The organism is Dickeya ananatis (assembly GCF_019464615.1).
Taxonomy (GTDB): Bacteria; Pseudomonadota; Gammaproteobacteria; order Enterobacterales; family Enterobacteriaceae; genus Dickeya; species Dickeya oryzae.
Window position 1 is genome coordinate 900,091 of sequence record NZ_CP040816.1, and the last position, 18,682, is coordinate 918,772.

The window sequence follows — 18,682 nt, forward strand, 5'->3', positions numbered from 1 at the left end:
ATTATCCGTGTGATTTATCCCGGTGGTGATAAAATAGCAGTGTTTTTTATTCACGCGTATGACGGTAGGCATTATGAGATTCAGCACCATGAGCGAAGGTGACATCATCACCGAGCTGTGTCGACGTATAAAAGACGCACGTATTCAGCAGCGGTTATCCCAGGTGGATCTGGCTGAACGCGCCGGGCTTGGCATCGCGACCATCAAACGGGCGGAGATGGGGGAATCCATTACCCTGAGCAGCCTGCTGGCAATCCTGCGTGGGTTGAATCGTCTGCATCAACTGGAAGGGGTGCTGTTTGATACCGAAGTGGAGAACTTCAATGCGCGCTTAAATGGCGGGCAGTCCCGTGCGCCGCTGCGTATTCGCAAGAAAAGCACAGATACACCAGCCCCTGTCGCTGCAGCAGAATCCATGCCAAAACCGGTCGCCAGTGCGCTTGACTGGTATGTGTCCGCCGCAGAAAACAACCTGATTTGGTCCTGGCCGGACAACGAGAAAAAACCGTCCTGACAGCATACCGTTACCTGATGTACATGGTGCTTAACGTATGCGATGCCCAACATCCGTGATACTCGACTACGCAGTGATTGAAAATACCGCGTCACTCAAAATACCGCATGACTAAAAATACACCGGGCTGATGAGATTGCATCAGCCCGGTGGGGTATTGCTCCCTGGGAGTATCCGCGCGTTATGCTGCGGGAACTGTTGTTGGCGACTGGTGTTAGTAAGGTTGTTGCTAGTGATGCTGATGATTGCTAGTTAAGTTAATTGTTAACGAGGTGCGCGCTCAGGCGCACCACGCGTTTATTCACATTGCACCACTTTAATCGCCAGGCCTCCGCGGGATGTCTCGCGGTATTTGGCGTTCATGTCTTTGCCGGTTTCGTACATGGTTTCAATCACTTTATCCAGCGAAACACGGGGTTCGCTGGAGCGACGAATCGCCATACGGGCAGCGTTGATCGCTTTAACGGACGCAATGGCGTTACGCTCGATGCAAGGTACCTGAACCTGGCCAGCAACCGGGTCGCAGGTCAGCCCAAGATTGTGTTCCATACCGATTTCCGCCGCGATGCACACCTGCTCCGGGTTGGCACCCAGCAGTTCAGCCAGACCGGCTGCCGCCATCGAACAGGCAACACCCACCTCACCCTGACAACCGACTTCTGCGCCGGAAATCGACGCATTCATTTTAAATAGAATGCCGATCGCCCCAGCGGCCAGGAAATAGCGCAGGTACGTGTCCGGTGTTACCGGCTGAATGAACCGGTCGTAGTAGGCCAACACGGCAGGAATAATGCCACAAGCACCATTGGTCGGTGCTGTGACTACCCGGCCACCCGCGGCGTTCTCTTCAGATACCGCCATCGCGAACATATTGACCCAATCCATGGCATCCATCGGGTCATTGGAAAAACGTCCGTTGGTGAACAATAACCGGTGTAACGCCGAGGCACGACGTGGCACGCGCAGTGGGCCGGGAAGTACGCCCTCGGTATTCATACCGCGATGAATGGCGTTTTGCATGGTTTGCCAGACACTGGCGAAATAGGTTTCCAGCGCATCGCGGCCGTGCATGGCGATTTCGTTTTTCATCACTACCGCTGACAGCGACAGGCAATTGTCGTGACAATGTTGAAGCAGTTGTCGGGCGGAATAGAACGGCCAGGGCGCGCGCTCTTCCTGTGTCATTGGCTGGCCGAAGTGTTCCTGATCGACGACAAAACCGCCGCCGATCGAATAATAGGTTTTGCTGTACAGCACGTTTTTGCTAGCGTCGAGCGCACGGATTGTCATGCCGTTTTCATGCAGCGGCAGGTTCTCTGGTTGGAAGCGCAGTGCGCTGTCCAGCGGGAAGTTGACCTCATAGCGGCCATTGAGCAACGGCAGACGACCGCTGTGCTGTACTTGTTGAATAAACGCCGGGATCGCGTCGATATCCACGCTGTCTGGCAGATTGCCCGCCAGTCCCATAATGATGGCGATGTCGGTGTGGTGGCCCTTGCCGGTCAGAGCCAGCGAGCCATAAACATCAACGATGATGGCGTCAACCGATGAAATCAGAGACAGGTTGACCAGATCGTCGGTGAACATGTTGCCAGCTTTCATCGGGCCAACGGTATGCGAACTGGAAGGGCCGATACCAATTTTGAAAATATCAAATACGCTGACCATAGGGGGTTCCTTTCAGCTGACGCAGGCAGCAGCACCGCCTGCGTCGGGAGGGACAGAGGAATTACTCGAACAGGGTGTAAACGATGGCGGTGATGGCGATCAGGCCCAGCAGGGTGACGAACACATTGCTCAGCGCGCCGCTGTACTGACGCATAGCTGGTACTTTGCGGATAGCATACATCGGCATCAGGAACAGCAGGCAGGCGATAACCGGGCCACCCAGGGTTTCAATCATGCCCAGAATGCTCGGGTTCAGTGTGGCGACCAGCCAGGTGGTGACCAGCATGAACAGTGCAGTGATGCGGTTCAGTTTGGCGGTTGAAACCGTCTTACCGCGGCTGCGCAGCATTTTTGTCATCATGCCGTTCAGGCCTTCGCCTGCACCCAGGTAGTGACCCAGGAACGATTTGGAAATGGCGATAGTGGCGATAACCGGTGCCAGATAGCCCATAACCGGGTTATTAAAGTGGTTAGCCAGATAGGACAGGATCGAAATGTTTTGTGCTTTCGCTTCCATCAGGTCAGACGGAGAGAGGGCCAGTACGCAACTGAATACGAAGAACATTACGGTCAACACCATCATGATGTGACTGCAAGCCAGGATACGGGAGCATTTTCTCTCGGCGTTATCACCATATTCACGGCGTTTGGCTACCGCAAAAGAGGAGATAATCGGCGAGTGGTTGAAAGAAAACACCATGACCGGAATCGCCAGCCACAGCGTTGCCAGCAGGCCATTACCTGTGGTGCTGTTGGTCAGGGAAATATTATGGAAAACAGTTGTATTCCAGTGTGGAACTAAATACAGCGCCAGCATCATTAATACGGCGACAAACGGATAAACCAGCACGCTCATCGCTTTCACGATCATGGCTTCACCGAAGCGGACGATAAACATCAATCCCAGAATCAATATCAGAGACAGAATCGCTCGTGGCGGAGACGGTAAATGCAACTGGTGAGTAATAAAGCTGTCAACCGTATTGGTAATGGCGACGCTATAAACCAGCAGGATTGGATAAATAGCGAAGAAATAAAGCAGGGTGATTAATTTTCCCGCGCCAGTACCAAAATGTTCTTCTACGACTTCGGTAATATCTTCACCACCTTTTTTACCGGATAATACAAAGCGGCATAATGCGCGGTGAGAAAAATAGGTCATCGGAAAAGCAATAATTGCCATGATAATCAACGGAATCAATCCGCCAATACCGGCATTGATGGGCAAAAACAGCACGCCCGCGCCGATAGCCGTGCCGTACAGGCCCAGCATCCAGACGGTATCGCTTTTACGCCAGCCTGAAGCTTTCTCCAGTACCTGACTGCTGTCTTGAATTGTGCTCATGCGAGTTTCTCCTTGGTGAACACAGAGTATAAAAAAATGCCGTACCGGCTACAGGCCAATACAGGGGTAATTCGCAGGTGTCACACGAGACATCATGTGAATCGGGGTAACCTTTTATTGTGGCCGCATTCTATATCCTGACCAGTATGAAATAATAGTGAGGCGATCACACAAATGAATAAAGGTCAATTATTTTAACCCCAATTATTCAAAAATAAAATATCAGGATTGATGCGTTAAATAATTTATTTTGGGAGGTATCTTTTTTGATGCGTTAATTGGTTTGAATTGGTGAATAATAAAGCGGAAATATTTCTTATTCTGGAAGTCCGTGAGTGAAATAAATAGCCGACACAAGGTATTTATTTTATTCGCGCTGAAGATAATAAACCCAATCATCATAATGTCACGTAAAAATCGTACCGGGCGATGATACACCCTGAATAATTCGAGTTGCAGAGATATTTAACATGTTTGCAACGTAAAGCATAAACGACGGGTATCAGCGGGTCATGGCTGACCCGCATGCACCGATGACCCGTAATACATACACCGGTAAGACATACACCCGTGTTGCTTAACCGACTAACCGTTGTTGTGCCCACGCCAGCCCAGAGTGATAAGCCTCCGGCAGCAGGGGCGCTAATGCCTGTAGTGTCTGGCTCAACAGCGCATTATCGGGATGAGAGAGGTTCAGGTGTCCGACTTTGCGACCCTGACGTACCTCTTTTTCATACCAGTGCAGATGTACCAGCGGCAACGCCAGCCAGTCGATATTCACATCAGTGCCGATCAGATTAACCATCACCGCTGGGCTGGCGACCACCGGCGCAGGGAGTGGCAACCCGAGGATCGCGCGAAGATGCAGTTCGAACTGGCTGATGGACGCGCCGTTTTGCGTCCAGTGGCCGCTATTATGCACTCGTGGGGCCAGCTCGTTGATCAGCAGGCGATCGCCTACCACAAAACACTCCATGGCCATTACGCCCACGTAACCGAGACGATGCATGATAGCTGACAGCATCTGTTCCGCCTGCTGCTGCAGGTGGGGCTGTGGGGTCGGCAGCGCGACACTGGTACGCAAAATACCGTCTTCGTGCAGATTGTGAGTCAGTGGATAAAATACGCATTCGCCTGTCGCGCTGCGAGCGCCAACCAGTGAGACCTCGCCAGAAAATGCGATACCTTGCTCGACAATACACTCACCGTAGCATTCATCCGGTAGGCTGTGCTTTTCGCCGCTGCGGATACGCCACTGACCACGACCGTCATAGCCACCGACGCGGCGTTTAACAATCGCCAGTTCGCCCAGTGAGGCGAAGACAGCCGGCCATTCTTGCGCTGAAGCCAGCAGTTGCCAGGGCGCGGTGGCCAGACCCAGCTCATCCAGTAGTTGCTTTTGGGTGTAGCGATCCGCCAACTGCGGGAAGATGTCACGGTTAACGAAGGCGGCGTGCTGCGCCAGTTGGCGGGTCAGCGCCGTTTCCGGCCATCGTTCGATTTCAGCGGTGATAACACTGTGTTGCACCGGAACGGATTCCGGTTCTGCATCCAGCCCGACAGGATAGACAGCGATGCCAAGCGGCTCGCCAGCCTGACGCAGCATGCGGCCTAATTGGCCGTTACCCAGTACGCAAACCGGTTTCATGCCTCTTCCCTCGGATCCGGATGGTTCAGTACCTCGTCGGTTTGCGCCTGACGCCAGGCTGCCAGACGGGTTGCCAGTGCGCTATCGTGACGCGCCAGAATCTGCGCGGCCAGTAGGGCCGCGTTGGCCGCTCCCGCTTTGCCGATAGCCAGAGTGCCGACAGGAATGCCGCGCGGCATCTGCACAATAGAGTAGAGGCTGTCTACACCGCTTAGTGCCGCGCTCTGTACCGGAACACCCAGTACCGGCACCAGCGTTTTGGCTGCCAGCATGCCCGGCAGGTGAGCAGCGCCGCCCGCGCCAGCGATAATAACGTCAAAGCCATTCTGGTCCGCCTGTTCGGCGAAGCTGAACAGTTTGTCTGGCGTGCGGTGCGCGGAAACCACTTCAACGTGATAAGGCAGATTCAGTGTGGTGAGGATCTCTGCAGCAAACTGCATGGTAGCCCAGTCACTCTTTGAACCCATGACAATAGCGATTTTCGCCGGGGCAGCGTTGGATGACATGCCTGTAATGCTCCTGTGGTTTGCATGGCGGTGGTGATTCATGTTGATGACGTGCAATGACAGTGAACATGAGTGATACGGTCATGGCACGATGCAACAGCGACCTGAAACTGGAGCTACAGGCCGCGAGGGCGTAGAGCATACCATGAGCCAGAAGGGAGGAAAACGGTTGCGTGGCGATGAAATGGGCCGTTAGCAGGGAAAATCAGTGTAAACGGGGCGTTACAATGGAAACGATATCAGACGAACGTCATCAGGCGTCACCTGGAGCCACGATCCTTCCTGATGCCAGGCACCCAATACCGCGCGTTCAGCCTTTACACTGCCTTGATCGATAACGTGAATAGCCGGACGGTGTGTATGCCCGTGGATCATCAAGGTGGCGTGGTGGTGCTGCAGGCGGCTAATCACTTCATCCGCATTGACGTCCATGATCGTCATGGATTTATGCTGGTTGGCTCGCTGGCTGGCCGCGCGCATACGTGCCGCGATGCGCAGGCGAAAAGACAAGGGCAACCACAGGAAAAGTCGCTGGATAAGCGGGTTATGGACTTTGCGGCGAAAATTTTGGTAGGCGTGATCGTCGGTACACAGGGTATCACCGTGCAATAACAGGGTGCGTCGGCCATAGAGGTCAAGTACGGTTTCTGTGGCGAGCAATTGCAGACCGCTCTGGTGGGCGAAACGTCTGCCGAGTAGAAAGTCGCGGTTGCCGTGTGCGAAATAGCAAGGCACGCCGCTGTCTGTCAGTGACTTTAGCGCCTGTGCGACTGTCTTGTGCAACGGGGCAGGGTCGTCGTCGCCAATCCAGGCGTCGAACAGATCGCCCAGGATGTAGAGTGCGTCGGCGTTGGGGGCTTCTTCTTGCAGAAAACGCAGAAAACCGGCGGTGATCGCCGGTTCCTGTTCGCTCAGATGCAGATCGCTAATAAACAGCGTCGACATACCGCGGGCGTTACTCGCTAACGGTTACGCTGGTGACGATCACGTCTTCTTTCGGTACGTCCTGGTGCATACCGCTGCGGCCGGTAGAAACGGCTTTGATCTTGTCAACCACATCCATGCCTTCTGCCACTTCAGCAAATACGCAGTAACCCCAGCCATTCACGGTTTCAGACTTGAAGTTCAGGAAGTCGTTGTCTACGACGTTAATAAAGAACTGTGCGGTTGCTGAATGCGGATCGTTGGTACGAGCCATGGCCAGCGTGCCACGATTGTTGGCCAGACCGTTGTTCGCTTCGTTTTTGATCGGCGCATTGGTACTTTTCTGGCTCATACCGGGTTCGAAACCGCCACCCTGGATCATGAAACCGTTGATCACACGGTGAAAAATCGTGTTGTTGTAAAAACCGCTGCGGCAGTAGTTCAGGAAGTTTTCCACGGTAACCGGCGCTTTTTCCGGGAAGGTATTGATGACGATATCGCCGTGGTTGGTATGAAACGTAATCATAGATGAACCTTACTTAGCCATAATACACAGAATAATGAGAGATATTCACCGAGGCGCCAAGCCGCCAAGAGCGCTCTTATAACATAAGTGAATGGCTGAGTCAGCACAGGGTGTGGTGTGGGGCACAATGAGCCATGTGCAATGAATTTTATTTCAAATAAATTCATTAACATAAATAAAACTATGTGAATTAATTTGAAATATATTTTTCTTGCTCTAAATCAATAACTAGTATCATTTTGATATGTTTTTTTACTTTCTAAACATATTCTTGTTGTAGTTGATAGTCACTCTCGTTAACACGTTGCTCACTCAATAATCATACAGGTAGGTAAATTATGGTAGACCGGATTAATCAGCTATTGGACAACCCGGATTTCGGTAAGCTGGTTCTGCGACTGTCATTCAGTATTTTGATGCTGTTCCACGGCGTTCATAAGCTGATCGCGGGTGTTGGCCCCATTCAGGGAATGCTGGCGGCTCACGGCCTGCCGGGCTTTATCGCCTACGGTGTATTCATGGGTGAAGTGGTGACGCCGATCCTGATGATCCTCGGCATTTTTACACGTCCTGCCGCGCTTATTTTCTCCTTCACGATGATTGTTGCCTTGTTGCTGGCGGAACCAGCAGCACTGTTCATGCTGGAAAAAACCGGTGCCTGGGGTGCAGAAGGTGTCGCGGTTTATTTCTTTGCCGGTATCGCGATTGCGCTGCTGGGCAGCGGTAAGTATTCCGTGATGAGTAACCCGCGCTTGCGCTAAGCGTTATATCGCTGGCCAATTCGGTTGCACGTGATCGTATATAAACCCGGCGATATCGCCGGGTTTATGCATTTTAGCCTGAATGAAATGTGAAACGGCGGGGGAAGGACGAATATTAGGTGCGCCCGCTTGCAATAGGGCAGGGTTCAGGTTTCAATACGCAGCTAATAGCCTATCCCAATTAGGCTGTTTTACTTGCCATTTCGGCCCTGGGCAGTGCTCGAAATCCTCACGTACTATGTGTACGCTCCGGTTTACTCGCTGCGCTCGCCCTTTGGGTCGGACAAAGTGCTTTGTCCGTTCAACATGCGTTGCATGTTGTCTGGCGCTGTCCGTGTCCAAACTGGCTGCGCCAATGACGCCTATTGGGATAGGCTCTACGTCCGAAAACCGGATAAAAACCGACTTTATTACGCGTACCGCAGACAACGATGCACAACTCCTGCGAACACCATGGAATGCCCTGATGCTAAAGATCTTTAATACCCTGAGTCGTCAAAAAGAGGAATTCAAACCCATTCACGCTGGCAAGGTTGGCATGTATGTGTGCGGGATAACCGTTTACGACCTGTGTCACATTGGTCATGGGCGTACTTTCGTGGCGTTTGACGTGGTGGCGCGTTATCTGCGTTATCTGGGGTATGACGTTAAATACGTTCGCAATATCACCGACATCGACGACAAGATCATCCGGCGTGCGACGGAAAATGGCGAAACTATCGAGCAACTCACCAACCGTATGATCGACGAGATGCATACCGATTTTCGCGCGCTGAATATCCTCTCCCCGGATGAAGAGCCTCGTGCGACGCATTACATAGCAGAAATCATTGAACTGGTTGAAAAATTGATCGCTCGTCGTCATGCCTACGTGGCGGATAATGGCGACGTGATGTTTTCAGTGGATACCGCACCGGGCTATGGTGTGTTGTCCCGCCAGGATCTGGAGCAGCTTAAGGCCGGTGCGCGGGTGGAAATCACCGAAGTGAAACGCAATCCGATGGATTTTGTGTTGTGGAAAATGTCTAAAGCGGGCGAGCCAAGCTGGCCGTCGCCGTGGGGCAATGGTCGTCCCGGCTGGCATATTGAGTGTTCGGCGATGAACTGCAAGCAACTGGGTGAGCATTTCGACATTCATGGTGGTGGCTCTGATCTGATGTTCCCGCACCATGAAAACGAGATTGCCCAGTCTACCTGCGCGCACGGTGGCGATTATGTCAATTACTGGATGCACTCCGGCATGGTCATGGTCGATCGGGAGAAAATGTCCAAGTCGCTGAATAATTTCTTTACCGTTCGTGATGTGTTGTCTCACTATGATGCTGAAACTATTCGCTATTTCCTGATTTCTGGCCATTACCGCAGTCAGTTGAACTACACGGAAGAAAACTTAAAGCAGGCGCGTGCGTCGCTGGAGCGCCTGTACACTGCACTGCGTGGCACCAATGCGTCGGTACCTGCGGCAGGTGGCGAGGCGTTCGAGCACCGTTTCCGTGACGCGATGGACGACGACTTCAACACGCCAGAAGCCTATTCGGTGTTGTTCGATATGGCCCGCGAGGTCAATCGTCTGAAAGCAGATGATGTCGCGGCAGCCAACGGTCTGGCATCAGCATTGCGCCAGTTGGCCGGTGTGCTGGGCTTACTGGAACACGACCCGGAATTATTCCTGCAAAGCGGTGCGCAGGCGGATGACAGTGAAGTACAAGAGATCGACGCGCTGATCAAACAGCGTAACGATGCTCGTCAGTCTAAAGATTGGGCGCTGGCAGATGCGGCGCGTAATCGTCTGACAGAAATGGGTATCGTGCTGGAAGACGGTCCACAAGGCACTATTTGGCGGCGTAAATAATCCTGGCGGCGTAAATAATCGCGACAGCGTATCGCTAAAGTAAAGGCCCGATTTGCGGGCCTTTACGGTTTCTGGTGAACATGAAAACGGGCGATTAGGCCTGCACTGTCACCGACTCTCTGCCAAACTGAACCACCTGACCGGCAACGATTTTGCAGCGTTTGCGGGTTTCGGTCTGACCATCGACGGTCACTTCACCGGCAGCAATCGCCAGCTTGGCGGCGGCACCGCTTTCGCTCCAGCCTTGTAGTTTCAGCAAATCGCACAGTTCTACGTGCGGGTGTTTATCCAGATGGAATACGTTCATGAGGGTTATGCCTGTGCCGGAGTGTCGTGGTATTCCTCGCAAGCCTGCAAGGTGTTCTGGATGAGCGTGGCAACGGTCATCGGCCCGACACCACCCGGTACCGGGGTGATATACGCAGCGCGCTCGGCGGCTTCATCATACTTCACATCGCCCACGACTTTGCCATTTTCCAGTCGGTTAATGCCGACATCAATAACGATAGCGCCCGGCTTGATCCACTCGCCCGGAATAAAGCCCGGTTTACCCACCGCGACGACCAGCAGATCAGCGTGTTCAACATGATGACGTAAATCTTTGGTGAAACGGTGGGTGACGGTGGTGGTACATCCCGCCAGCAGCAGTTCCATGCTCATCGGACGACCGACGATGTTGGACGCACCGACTACCACGGCGTTCAGGCCGAACATATTGATGTCATAACGTTCCAGCAGCGTGACGATACCGCGTGGTGTACAAGGGCGCAGCAACGGTGCGCGCTGGCACAGTCGGCCGACGTTATACGGGTGGAAGCCATCCACATCTTTGTCGGCGGCAATACGTTCAATCACCTTGGTGTTGTCAATGCCAGCCGGTAACGGTAACTGCACCAGAATGCCATCAATGGCGGTATCGGCATTCAGTTCGTCGATCAGCGCCAACAGTTCCGGTTCGGTGGTGGTGGCTGGCAAGTCGTAGGAGCGGGAAACAAAGCCCACTTCCTCACACACTTTACGCTTGCTGGCGACGTAAATCTGCGAGGCAGGGTTATCGCCTACCAGCACGACGGCCAACCCCGGTGCGCGTTTACCTTCAGCCAGTCGTTGTTTCACGCGCACGGCAACTTCGTCCTTCACCTGCTGCGCAATCGTTTTACCATCAATAATTTTTGCAACCATGTACAGAAAATCCATCATTTTCACTACGGGGGAATGCGCCTATTTTGGCAGAAGCGCTGCAGACTGTCAGGCGTTGTGTGTCGATTAATTGTGATAACACGGTATTTATCTCTGCATCTTGTTACCGCAGGGTAACAAGATCAGTCATGAGACTACCTCATAAGGGGTAGTTATTCATCCCAGGAGGGAGTAGTGGCGGCGTTTCTCACTGTGACGGGCTGCCACCCTGTGTTAGCCTGCCGAACGCCAAAATGTGTTAATCACTTTAAACTGTTGTTGGGTTTTTCGATGCGGTGTGGCAGGGAATAGAATCATAAGAACTCGGTATTACTGATTTTCTTGTTTTTTTGTCAAACACTTCCCCTTTAATGTAAATGAAGTGAGTATCAGTCGGTTGATTATCTCTGGTGTTTTTTGAGGGCCATTTATGCTGCGTTTATCCTCGCTGTCTATCCGTTACAAGTTTGCGATGGCGCTGACGCCATTACTGGTTGCGCTGTTGTGGTTCGCCACTAACGGCGTACTGGATCGGCGTCATACTGAGCAGGATATGGTGCAGTTTGCCCAGTTACTGACACTGGCGCAGCGAGCGGGCAATGCGGCACACGCCCTGCAACGCGAACGCGGTATGAGTTCAGGCTACATTGGCAGTAAAGGACAGAAATTTGCCGACCCGTTACGCGAGCAGCGAGGCGAAACAGATAAAGCACTGGCGGCGTTGTGGGAAAGCCGGTCTGCGCTGGTGTTATCTGACTCTGCTGGTGATATTGCACAGCGGCTAAGCCGCCTGCAGGAGCGCTTGCAAACATTGTCCTCACTGCGTTCCCAGGTTGATGGTTTCGCACTCCCCACCACGCAAGTTGTCGGGTGGTACACCGCCAACGTCAGCGACCTTATTGCATTGGTCGGTGACATGAGCCACCTGGTTACCGAAGGTGGGCTGGTTAGCCGGATCGCCGCGTATTACAACCTGCTGAATATCAAAGAGCAGGCAGGCATCATGCGAGCGTTGTTGTCCGAAGTGTTTGCAGTGGATCACTTTGCTCCGGGCCAATACGAGCGTTTCAGCCAGTTAGTCGGTATGGAGAATGCTTACACCAATGCGTTTAATCAGTTCGCTGAACCCGCACTCAGGCGGCAATTGCAGGGGTCGCTAAGCGACGCAGCAGCGCAAACCGCGCTGAAAATGCGTGATACCGCCTTTGCTAAAGCCGCCACCGGTGGATTCGGTATTGATGCTAACGAGTGGTTTAGCCAGCAAACCCAACGTATCGATCGATTAAAAGTGGTGGAGGACGCCGCTTCCGCTGAATTGCTGAACTGGGCGAACCGGCTGGAATCTCAGGCACGGATAAGCGGCTATGGTTATCTTGGCGGTGCGGTGGCAGCGGTGGTGTTGGCGCTATTACTGGCGGTGCTGGTGGCGCGTAACGTGTACCAGCAGTTGACCTCCACACTGAAAACCATTGATGAAATGGGTAACGATCTGACCTGTCGTTTGGCTGTGCCGGGTAAAGATGAGCTGTCGCAATTGAATCAGTCCTACAATCGGTCGTTGGAAAACATCGAGATGGTGGTGAGCACCATTAAGCAGGGTGCACAACTGGTGGAGCGCGCCAGTACCGAGATTGCGCGGGGTAATCAGGATTTGGCGCAGCGAACGGACGAACAGGCGGCCTCGTTGGTGGAAACCGCCAGCAGCATGGAACAGATAGCCATTGCGGTGAAGCAGACGGCGGATTACGCCGATCAGGCTTCCGGGTTGATGAAGACGATGGAAGCGCAGATCAGCGCGGCTGATCTCGTCACGATGCAGGCCAGCGATGCGATGACGCAAATCCGGCAGTCCAGTGAGCAGATGTCGCAAATCACAGCCGCCATTGACGCTATCGCGTTTCAGACCAACTTGCTGGCGCTGAACGCGTCGGTAGAGGCGGCCAGAGCGGGTGAGCAAGGGCGCGGATTTGCTGTGGTAGCGACGGAGGTGCGCAATCTGGCCCAGCGTAGTGCGGGTGAGTCGCAACGTATCCGGGATTTGATCTCAGCCAGCATTGAGCAGGTTCATGCCGGTGTGACGCTGGTTGCTCGCAGCAGTGAGACCATGAAACAGATCATGGCGAGTACGTCTCAGGTGCGTGATTTTGTCAGCGATATCGCCACGGCGGCGCGGGAGCAGTCGCTGGGTGTGGATCAGGTGCATCTGGCACTGAATCAACTGGAACAAGTGACCCAGCAGAATGCGGCGCTGGTATCGGAAGCGGCCACGGCCAGCCAGTTGCTCGACAGGCAGGCCAGTGACATGAAAGAAACGGTCGATCGGTTTGTCGTTGCTGATAACGACCATGCTATCGCCAGCACAAGAATCGGCCTGCCTCGTTAATACACCGGCTGTCAGCGATGATACTGTCTGGCCGCCGCGTCCATGAAGGTGCGAACGATGCGCTCCAGCATCGGCTGTAATGCCTGTGCCTTGTCCGATTGCCAGGCGAAAGGTGCCTGTTCACTCATGTAGTTACACTGAGCCAGTTCCAGTTGCATTGCGTGTTGGTGCTGTGCTGGCTGGCCGTAAGCCCGGGTGATGTAGCCGCCACGGAAACGACCATTCATGACCCAGCTCCAGTGCTGTTGTGAGTGGCAGGTCTCCAGCAACGCTGACTCGATAGCCGGCGCGCAGCTCAGGCCGCCGTTGGTACCCAGGTTCAGGTCTGGCAATTGTCCGTCAAACAAGCGTGGAATACGCGACGCAATGGAATGCGCATCGAACAGCAACGCGTAACCGTGGCGCAGTTTAATGCGCGCCAGCTGCTGTTGGATCTGCTGGTGATAAGGATGCCAGATATCACGCAGATAACGGGCACGATCGGTATCAGACGGCGCATTACCGGCAGCAAATGCTGGCGTGCCATCGAACAAAATATCGGGGAACAGGCCGGTGGTGGCGGTGGTATACAGTGGCTGGTCGTCGGCCGGGCGGTTCAGGTCGATAACAAAACGTGAGTAGTTAGCCGCCAGTACGCTGGCACCGAGCCCGTGGGCAAAATCGTACAACTGCGGAATATGCCAGTCGGTATCTGATAGCGGGCGAGCGGCGGGCGTAAGCCGGTCCGCTACTTCCGGCGTAAGATCGGTACCCGCGTGGGGGATGCTGAGCAACAGTGGGCTGTCACCCTCAGTCAAGGTAAATGGCGTCATGGACGGTGTTCTCCTCGAAAAATCGTCGTACAGGGCAGTTGACCGCCCAACCAGTAAACCAGTTCTGCCGGGCGTGCCAGCGGCCAGTGGACAAAATCGGCCACTTTACCGGGTTCCAGCGAGCCGTGACTTTGTTCCAGCCCCAGTGCGCGTGCCGCGTGTAAGGTGACGCCAGCCAGTGCCTCTTCCGGTGTTAATCGGAACAAGGTACAGGCCATGTTGAGCATCAGCCGCAGTGATAACGCGGGCGAGGTGCCAGGGTTGCAGTCGCTGGCGACAGCCATCGGTACACCGTAGCGGCGAAACAGTTCGATCGGTGGGCATTGTGTTTCGCGCAGCAGGTAATAGGCACCGGGTAACAGCACCGCGGTCGTGCCCGCGGCGGCCATCGCCGCGACATCCTGTTCGGTGGCGTATTCCAGATGATCGGCGGACAGCGCCTGAAAGCGAGCGGCTAACGCACTGCCGTGCAACGATGACAGTTGCTCGGCGTGCAGTTTCACCGGCAGGTGAAGCGCCTGTGCGGCCTGAAACACGCGTTCGACCTGCGCCGGGCTGAACGCCAGGTGTTCGCAGAAAGCATCAACGGCATCGGCCAGCCCTTCGTTGACGACTGTGGGCAGCAGCTCCTGGCAGACCAGATCGAGCCACGCCTCCGGCTGCTGCCGGTATTCGGGTGGAATAGCATGGGCGGCCAGACAGGTGGATACAACCTGCACCGGCTGTTGTCGCCCCAGTTCACGGATCACCCGCAGCATTTTCAGCTCACTGTCCAGCGCTAACCCATAACCGGATTTGATCTCAATCGTCGTCACCCCTTCGGCCAGTAAGGGCCTTAAACGCGCCAGTGCCGAGGTGAGCAGACTATCGTGGCTCGCCTCGCGGGTGGCATTGACGGTAGAAAGGATGCCTCCGCCGGCAGCGGCGATATCGGCATAGCTGACGCCATTGAGGCGTTGTTCGAATTCACCGCTGCGATCACCGCCAAACACCAGATGGGTATGGCAATCGATCAAACCGGGTGTAATGATGCCGCCACCGAAATCGGTGACCTGCGACGGCGCGAAATCGGGCAATGCGTGCCGCGCACCCAGCCAGACAATACGCCCGGCGGTGACGGCCAGCGCTCCATCCTCAATCACGTGATAGCGGCCGCCCCGCAGGGTGACCAGATCAGCACCCAGCCACAGGCTGTCGCACGGTATCGTCATCGTGTATTCCCTTGCTGTTATAATCTTGTATAGACAAGTTATACGCCACCACAGCATTTCAGCAAGCTGTGACGGAATAGGAATTTCTTATTCACTTTCTCCGTCACAGTACCGGTAGTAGACCCGCATTGATGGCGGAATAAAAAAGCCTTATATCCCATGTCGCAAACTTTGGTGTATAGATATGTCTATACAATGTTATTGATGACCATCACCGACAGGATCTTGCTATGTCCGTTTATTTTGCCGAACGTGCGTTACTGCCACAGGGAATGGCGCGCCATGTGCGTCTGGAAGTGGATGAACAAGGGTATCTGCAATCCGTTACGCCGCAGGCGGAGCCAGAAGGTGCGCAGCGGTTAAGCGGCATCGTGCTGCCGACGATGGTTAACCTGCATTCACATGCTTTTCAACGTGCGATGGCCGGGCTGGCGGAAGTGGCGGGTCATCCGCAGGACAGTTTCTGGACCTGGCGCGACCTGATGTATCGCATGGTGTCGCACCTGACGCCGGAACAGGTGGGCGCGATTGCTACCCGGTTGTATATCGATATGCTCAAGGGTGGCTACAGTCAGGTGGCGGAGTTTCATTATTTGCATCACGACCCGCATGGTAAACCCTACCGCCAGCATGACATGTTGCGTCATCTGCTGGCGGCGGCGCAGCAGGTCGGCATCGGTCAAACCATGTTGCCGGTGCTCTACAGCTACAGTGGTTTCGGCGCACAGCTGCCGCAACCGGGGCAGGCGCGTTTTATTCAGGATGTGGACCATTACCTGCGCCAGCAGGAAACGCTGTCCTCGTTGGTTCAGCCTTATCCGTTGCTCAATCACGGGTTGTGTTTTCATTCGTTGCGGGCGGTCAGTCAGAATCAGATGGAGGATGTGCTGGAGGCCACCGACAGTAGCCTGCCGGTACATATCCATATCGCCGAGCAGCAAAAAGAAGTGGAGGATTGCCTGAACTGGAGCGGAGAACGCCCGGTACAGTGGTTGTTTAATCGGTTTGCGGTCGATGCCCGCTGGTGTCTGGTGCATGCCACCCATTTGGATGACTGGGAACTGAGTCGACTGGCCGACAGCCTGGCAGTGGCAGGGCTGTGCCCCACCACCGAAGCCAATCTCGGCGACGGTATTTTCCCGCTTGACCGCTATGTGGCGGCGGGAGGGCGCTGGGGCATCGGTTCTGATAGCCATGTGTCGTTGAATGTGGTGGAAGAGCTACGCTGGCTGGAATACGGGCAGCGGCTGCGTGATCGCCGTCGTAACCGGGTGGTGACCGTGCAGCAACCGGCGGTCGGCAGCCTGTTATACGCTCAGGCATTGCAGGGCGGTGCTCAGGCTTGCCGGGTGCCGGTCGGCGAATTAAGCGAAGGCTGGCGCGCCGACTGGCTGGTGTTGCGTGACGACGCTTTGCTCAGTGCGGTGGCCGACGACAGCGTGCTCAACCGCTGGCTGTTTGCTGGCGGGAGTCAGCAGATCCAGGAGGTGTGGGTGGCGGGTAAATCGGTTATCAACGACGGACGGCATGCGCTGGACGACGAAGCCGACGCCCGGTTTATCGACGTCATGAAAACATTGCAGGCGGTGCTGTGATGAACAGGTTCAGTCTGGATAGGCTAGCAGTCAGCCGCTGGAAAAACGGCGGTGGTGAAACCCGCGAGATTTGCCGGATAGCCTCTGATCAGCCCGATGGGGATTTTGCCTGGCGTGCCAGTATCGCCACCATCGAGAAAGACGGTGATTTTTCCCGTTTTCCCGGTGTCGATCGGGTGATCACCCTGTTGTCCGGGGAGGGCGTAATGCTGTGTGGTGAAGGCTGGCAACACCGGTTGACGTTGCATCAGCCATTTGCCTTTACCGGTGAACAGGCTATCACCGCGCGGCTGTGCGGCGGCGTCAGTCTGGACTTCAATATTATGGCGGAGAGGTGTGGTTACCGGGCAGACGTTTCGGTCGTCAGGGGGACGGCGGTGCAAACGCCAGATACCGACGGCATCGCCTATGTACTGGCAGGCCACTGGTGTGCGAACACACACCGCCTGGCTGCCGGGGAGGGGGCATGGTGGCGGTCTTCAGGGGCAGGCTGGATGCCCGATGATGACAATGCAGTCTTACTTCTTGCCACAATCCACGCACGATAACCTGCTCTGTGCATCATCCTGATGCACAATCATTGGGCACCGTCATTGTGCGGTGCAACCCGTAATAGCGCGGTGCAAGCTGCAATAGTGTGGTGCAACCTATAATTGTGCGGCGCAACCTATAATAGTGCGGTGGCATCTGTAAATCCGCGGTGCCACCTGCAACCGTGTTTCCTCGATGTGTTGCTGCTTCCTGTTCACCGCCGCCGGGCGGGGTTGCCTGAATTTATCTACCCGGATTTCCTCATCGACTGAAATCATGGCCCGAATCTTGCTGCTTATCTGGTGTTGTATATACATGTAATTACTTTGAAGCGTAAACACCAGGGGGAAGACATGAAAAAGAGCAAGCTGGTTCAGTCTGTGATTGCCTTATGTGTAGTCAGCGTGTCGGCTGTCTTTTGCGCAGGTGCGCAGGCCAAAGAGTGGAAATCGGTCACTATCGCAACGGAAGGCAGTTATGAACCCTGGAACCTGACCTTGCCCGGCGGCAAGTTGGGCGGATTTGAACCAGAGTTGATGACTATCCTGTGCCAGCGGATGAACATCCAGTGCAAGCTGGTGGTACAAAACTGGGACGGCATGATGGCTGGTCTGCAGGCTGGCAAGTTCGATGTGATGATGGACGCCATCGTGATTACCCCAGAGCGCAAGCAGGTGGTGGATTTTTCTGTTCCTTATGCGTCCACCCCAGCCAGTTTTATTACCGTCAAAGGTAAGCTGGTGCTGCCTGTCGAAGCCGATAAAGCAATGATTAAGCTGACAAATGATCCTGAGCAGATTAAACCGGCGATAGCGGGTTTGCGCAGTGCGCTACAGGGCAAAACCATCGGCATTGCTTCCGGCACGGTCTATACGCCTTTTATCGACACCTACTTTCGGGATGTCGCCACCGTGCGTGAATACACGGCGTCCGCTGATGCCATTCTGGATTTGCAGGCAGGGCGCATTGATGCCGTGTTCGACGATGTTACCTTCGCTAATTCCATCCTCAGCAAGCCGGAAAACAGCAACCTGACGTTAGGCGGTCCGCAACTGGCTGGGCCTATCTGGGGAGAGGGCGAAGCGTTGGGTTTTCGAAAAAGCGACCCGGAGCTGAAGGCCAAATTTGATGCCGCTATTAAAGCCGCGCTGGCGGACGGCACGGTAAAAACGCTCAGTGAGAAGTGGTTCAAAACGGACGTCACCCCCTAAGACTTAAGGAAACGGT

At 54.5% G+C, this 18,682-nt stretch carries 17 protein-coding genes; 7 read left to right on the top strand and 10 right to left on the bottom strand.

The window, feature by feature from the left end; genetic code table 11:
- Positions 1–73 precede the first annotated feature (73 nt).
- Complete coding sequence (locus FGI04_RS03935; protein ID WP_342700267.1) at positions 74–514, top strand: helix-turn-helix domain-containing protein; 441 nt, start codon at positions 74–76, stop codon at positions 512–514.
- Positions 515–811: 297 nt separating this feature from the next.
- Here FGI04_RS03935 and FGI04_RS03940 read toward each other — a convergent pair whose 3' ends face one another.
- The 6 genes from FGI04_RS03940 to ppiB form a co-directional block, all read right to left on the bottom strand.
- Positions 812–2,182, bottom strand: coding sequence for an L-serine ammonia-lyase (locus FGI04_RS03940; protein WP_023640340.1), 1,371 nt, complete (start codon positions 2,180–2,182; stop codon positions 812–814).
- 61 nt (positions 2,183–2,243) lie between these two features.
- On the bottom strand, positions 2,244–3,527 hold the full coding sequence (locus tag FGI04_RS03945) for an HAAAP family serine/threonine permease (RefSeq protein ID WP_407321635.1): 1,284 nt from the start codon (positions 3,525–3,527) through the stop codon (positions 2,244–2,246).
- Positions 3,528–4,104: 577 nt separating this feature from the next.
- Positions 4,105–5,175 carry a 5-(carboxyamino)imidazole ribonucleotide synthase gene (gene purK, locus FGI04_RS03950; RefSeq protein WP_407336299.1) on the bottom strand — a complete coding sequence of 357 codons (1,071 nt, stop codon included), beginning with the start codon at positions 5,173–5,175 and terminating at the stop codon, positions 4,105–4,107.
- Positions 5,172–5,681, bottom strand: a complete 510-nt coding sequence (purE, locus tag FGI04_RS03955; protein WP_016943358.1) for a 5-(carboxyamino)imidazole ribonucleotide mutase — start codon at positions 5,679–5,681, stop codon at positions 5,172–5,174. Before purE ends, purK begins: the two co-directional genes overlap by 4 nt.
- 222 nt (positions 5,682–5,903) lie before the next feature.
- On the bottom strand, positions 5,904–6,626 hold the full coding sequence (locus FGI04_RS03960; RefSeq protein ID WP_407273810.1) for a UDP-2,3-diacylglucosamine diphosphatase: 723 nt from the start codon (positions 6,624–6,626) through the stop codon (positions 5,904–5,906).
- 10 nt (positions 6,627–6,636) lie between these two features.
- Positions 6,637–7,131 carry a peptidylprolyl isomerase B gene (gene ppiB / locus FGI04_RS03965; RefSeq protein WP_012885612.1) on the bottom strand — a complete coding sequence of 165 codons (495 nt, stop codon included), beginning with the start codon at positions 7,129–7,131 and terminating at the stop codon, positions 6,637–6,639.
- Positions 7,132–7,469: 338 nt separating this feature from the next.
- Between ppiB and FGI04_RS03970 the strand changes: the two genes are divergently transcribed.
- Both FGI04_RS03970 and cysS read left to right on the top strand, forming a co-directional pair.
- Positions 7,470–7,892 (top strand): DoxX family protein, encoded by a 423-nt coding sequence (locus FGI04_RS03970; protein ID WP_038908661.1) that lies wholly within the window; start codon positions 7,470–7,472, stop codon positions 7,890–7,892.
- Between the two features lie 466 nt (positions 7,893–8,358).
- On the top strand, positions 8,359–9,744 hold the full coding sequence (cysS, locus tag FGI04_RS03975) for a cysteine--tRNA ligase (RefSeq protein WP_342700272.1): 1,386 nt from the start codon (positions 8,359–8,361) through the stop codon (positions 9,742–9,744).
- Between the two features lie 94 nt (positions 9,745–9,838).
- Here the strand turns inward: cysS and ybcJ are convergent, their stop codons facing one another.
- Positions 9,839–10,051, bottom strand: coding sequence for a ribosome-associated protein YbcJ (gene ybcJ / locus FGI04_RS03980; protein ID WP_016943363.1), 213 nt, complete (start codon positions 10,049–10,051; stop codon positions 9,839–9,841).
- 5 nt (positions 10,052–10,056) lie between these two features.
- Positions 10,057–10,926, bottom strand: coding sequence for a bifunctional methylenetetrahydrofolate dehydrogenase/methenyltetrahydrofolate cyclohydrolase FolD (gene folD, locus FGI04_RS03985; protein WP_020477073.1), 870 nt, complete (start codon positions 10,924–10,926; stop codon positions 10,057–10,059).
- 427 nt (positions 10,927–11,353) lie between these two features.
- Between folD and FGI04_RS03990 the strand changes: the two genes are divergently transcribed.
- On the top strand, positions 11,354–13,306 hold the full coding sequence (locus FGI04_RS03990) for a methyl-accepting chemotaxis protein (RefSeq protein WP_407321634.1): 1,953 nt from the start codon (positions 11,354–11,356) through the stop codon (positions 13,304–13,306).
- Positions 13,307–13,317: 11 nt separating this feature from the next.
- Here FGI04_RS03990 and hutG read toward each other — a convergent pair whose 3' ends face one another.
- Entirely contained in the window at positions 13,318–14,118 is an 801-nt protein-coding gene (gene hutG, locus FGI04_RS03995) for an N-formylglutamate deformylase (protein WP_342700274.1), read from the bottom strand.
- Complete coding sequence (gene hutI / locus FGI04_RS04000) at positions 14,115–15,329, bottom strand: imidazolonepropionase (protein ID WP_342700275.1); 1,215 nt, start codon at positions 15,327–15,329, stop codon at positions 14,115–14,117. The genes hutG and hutI overlap by 4 nt, the downstream gene beginning before the upstream one ends.
- Before the next feature lie 230 nt (positions 15,330–15,559).
- On the opposite strand from hutI, the gene FGI04_RS04005 reads away from it, so the two are divergent.
- From FGI04_RS04005 to FGI04_RS04015, 3 genes are all read left to right on the top strand, one after another.
- Entirely contained in the window at positions 15,560–16,924 is a 1,365-nt protein-coding gene (locus tag FGI04_RS04005) for a formimidoylglutamate deiminase (RefSeq protein WP_342700276.1), read from the top strand.
- Positions 16,924–17,472, top strand: a complete 549-nt coding sequence (locus FGI04_RS04010; protein WP_407336300.1) for a HutD/Ves family protein — start codon at positions 16,924–16,926, stop codon at positions 17,470–17,472. Before FGI04_RS04005 ends, FGI04_RS04010 begins: the two co-directional genes overlap by 1 nt.
- Before the next feature lie 336 nt (positions 17,473–17,808).
- Positions 17,809–18,666, top strand: a complete 858-nt coding sequence (locus FGI04_RS04015; protein ID WP_407336301.1) for a transporter substrate-binding domain-containing protein — start codon at positions 17,809–17,811, stop codon at positions 18,664–18,666.
- The last annotated feature ends 16 nt before the right edge of the window (positions 18,667–18,682 follow it).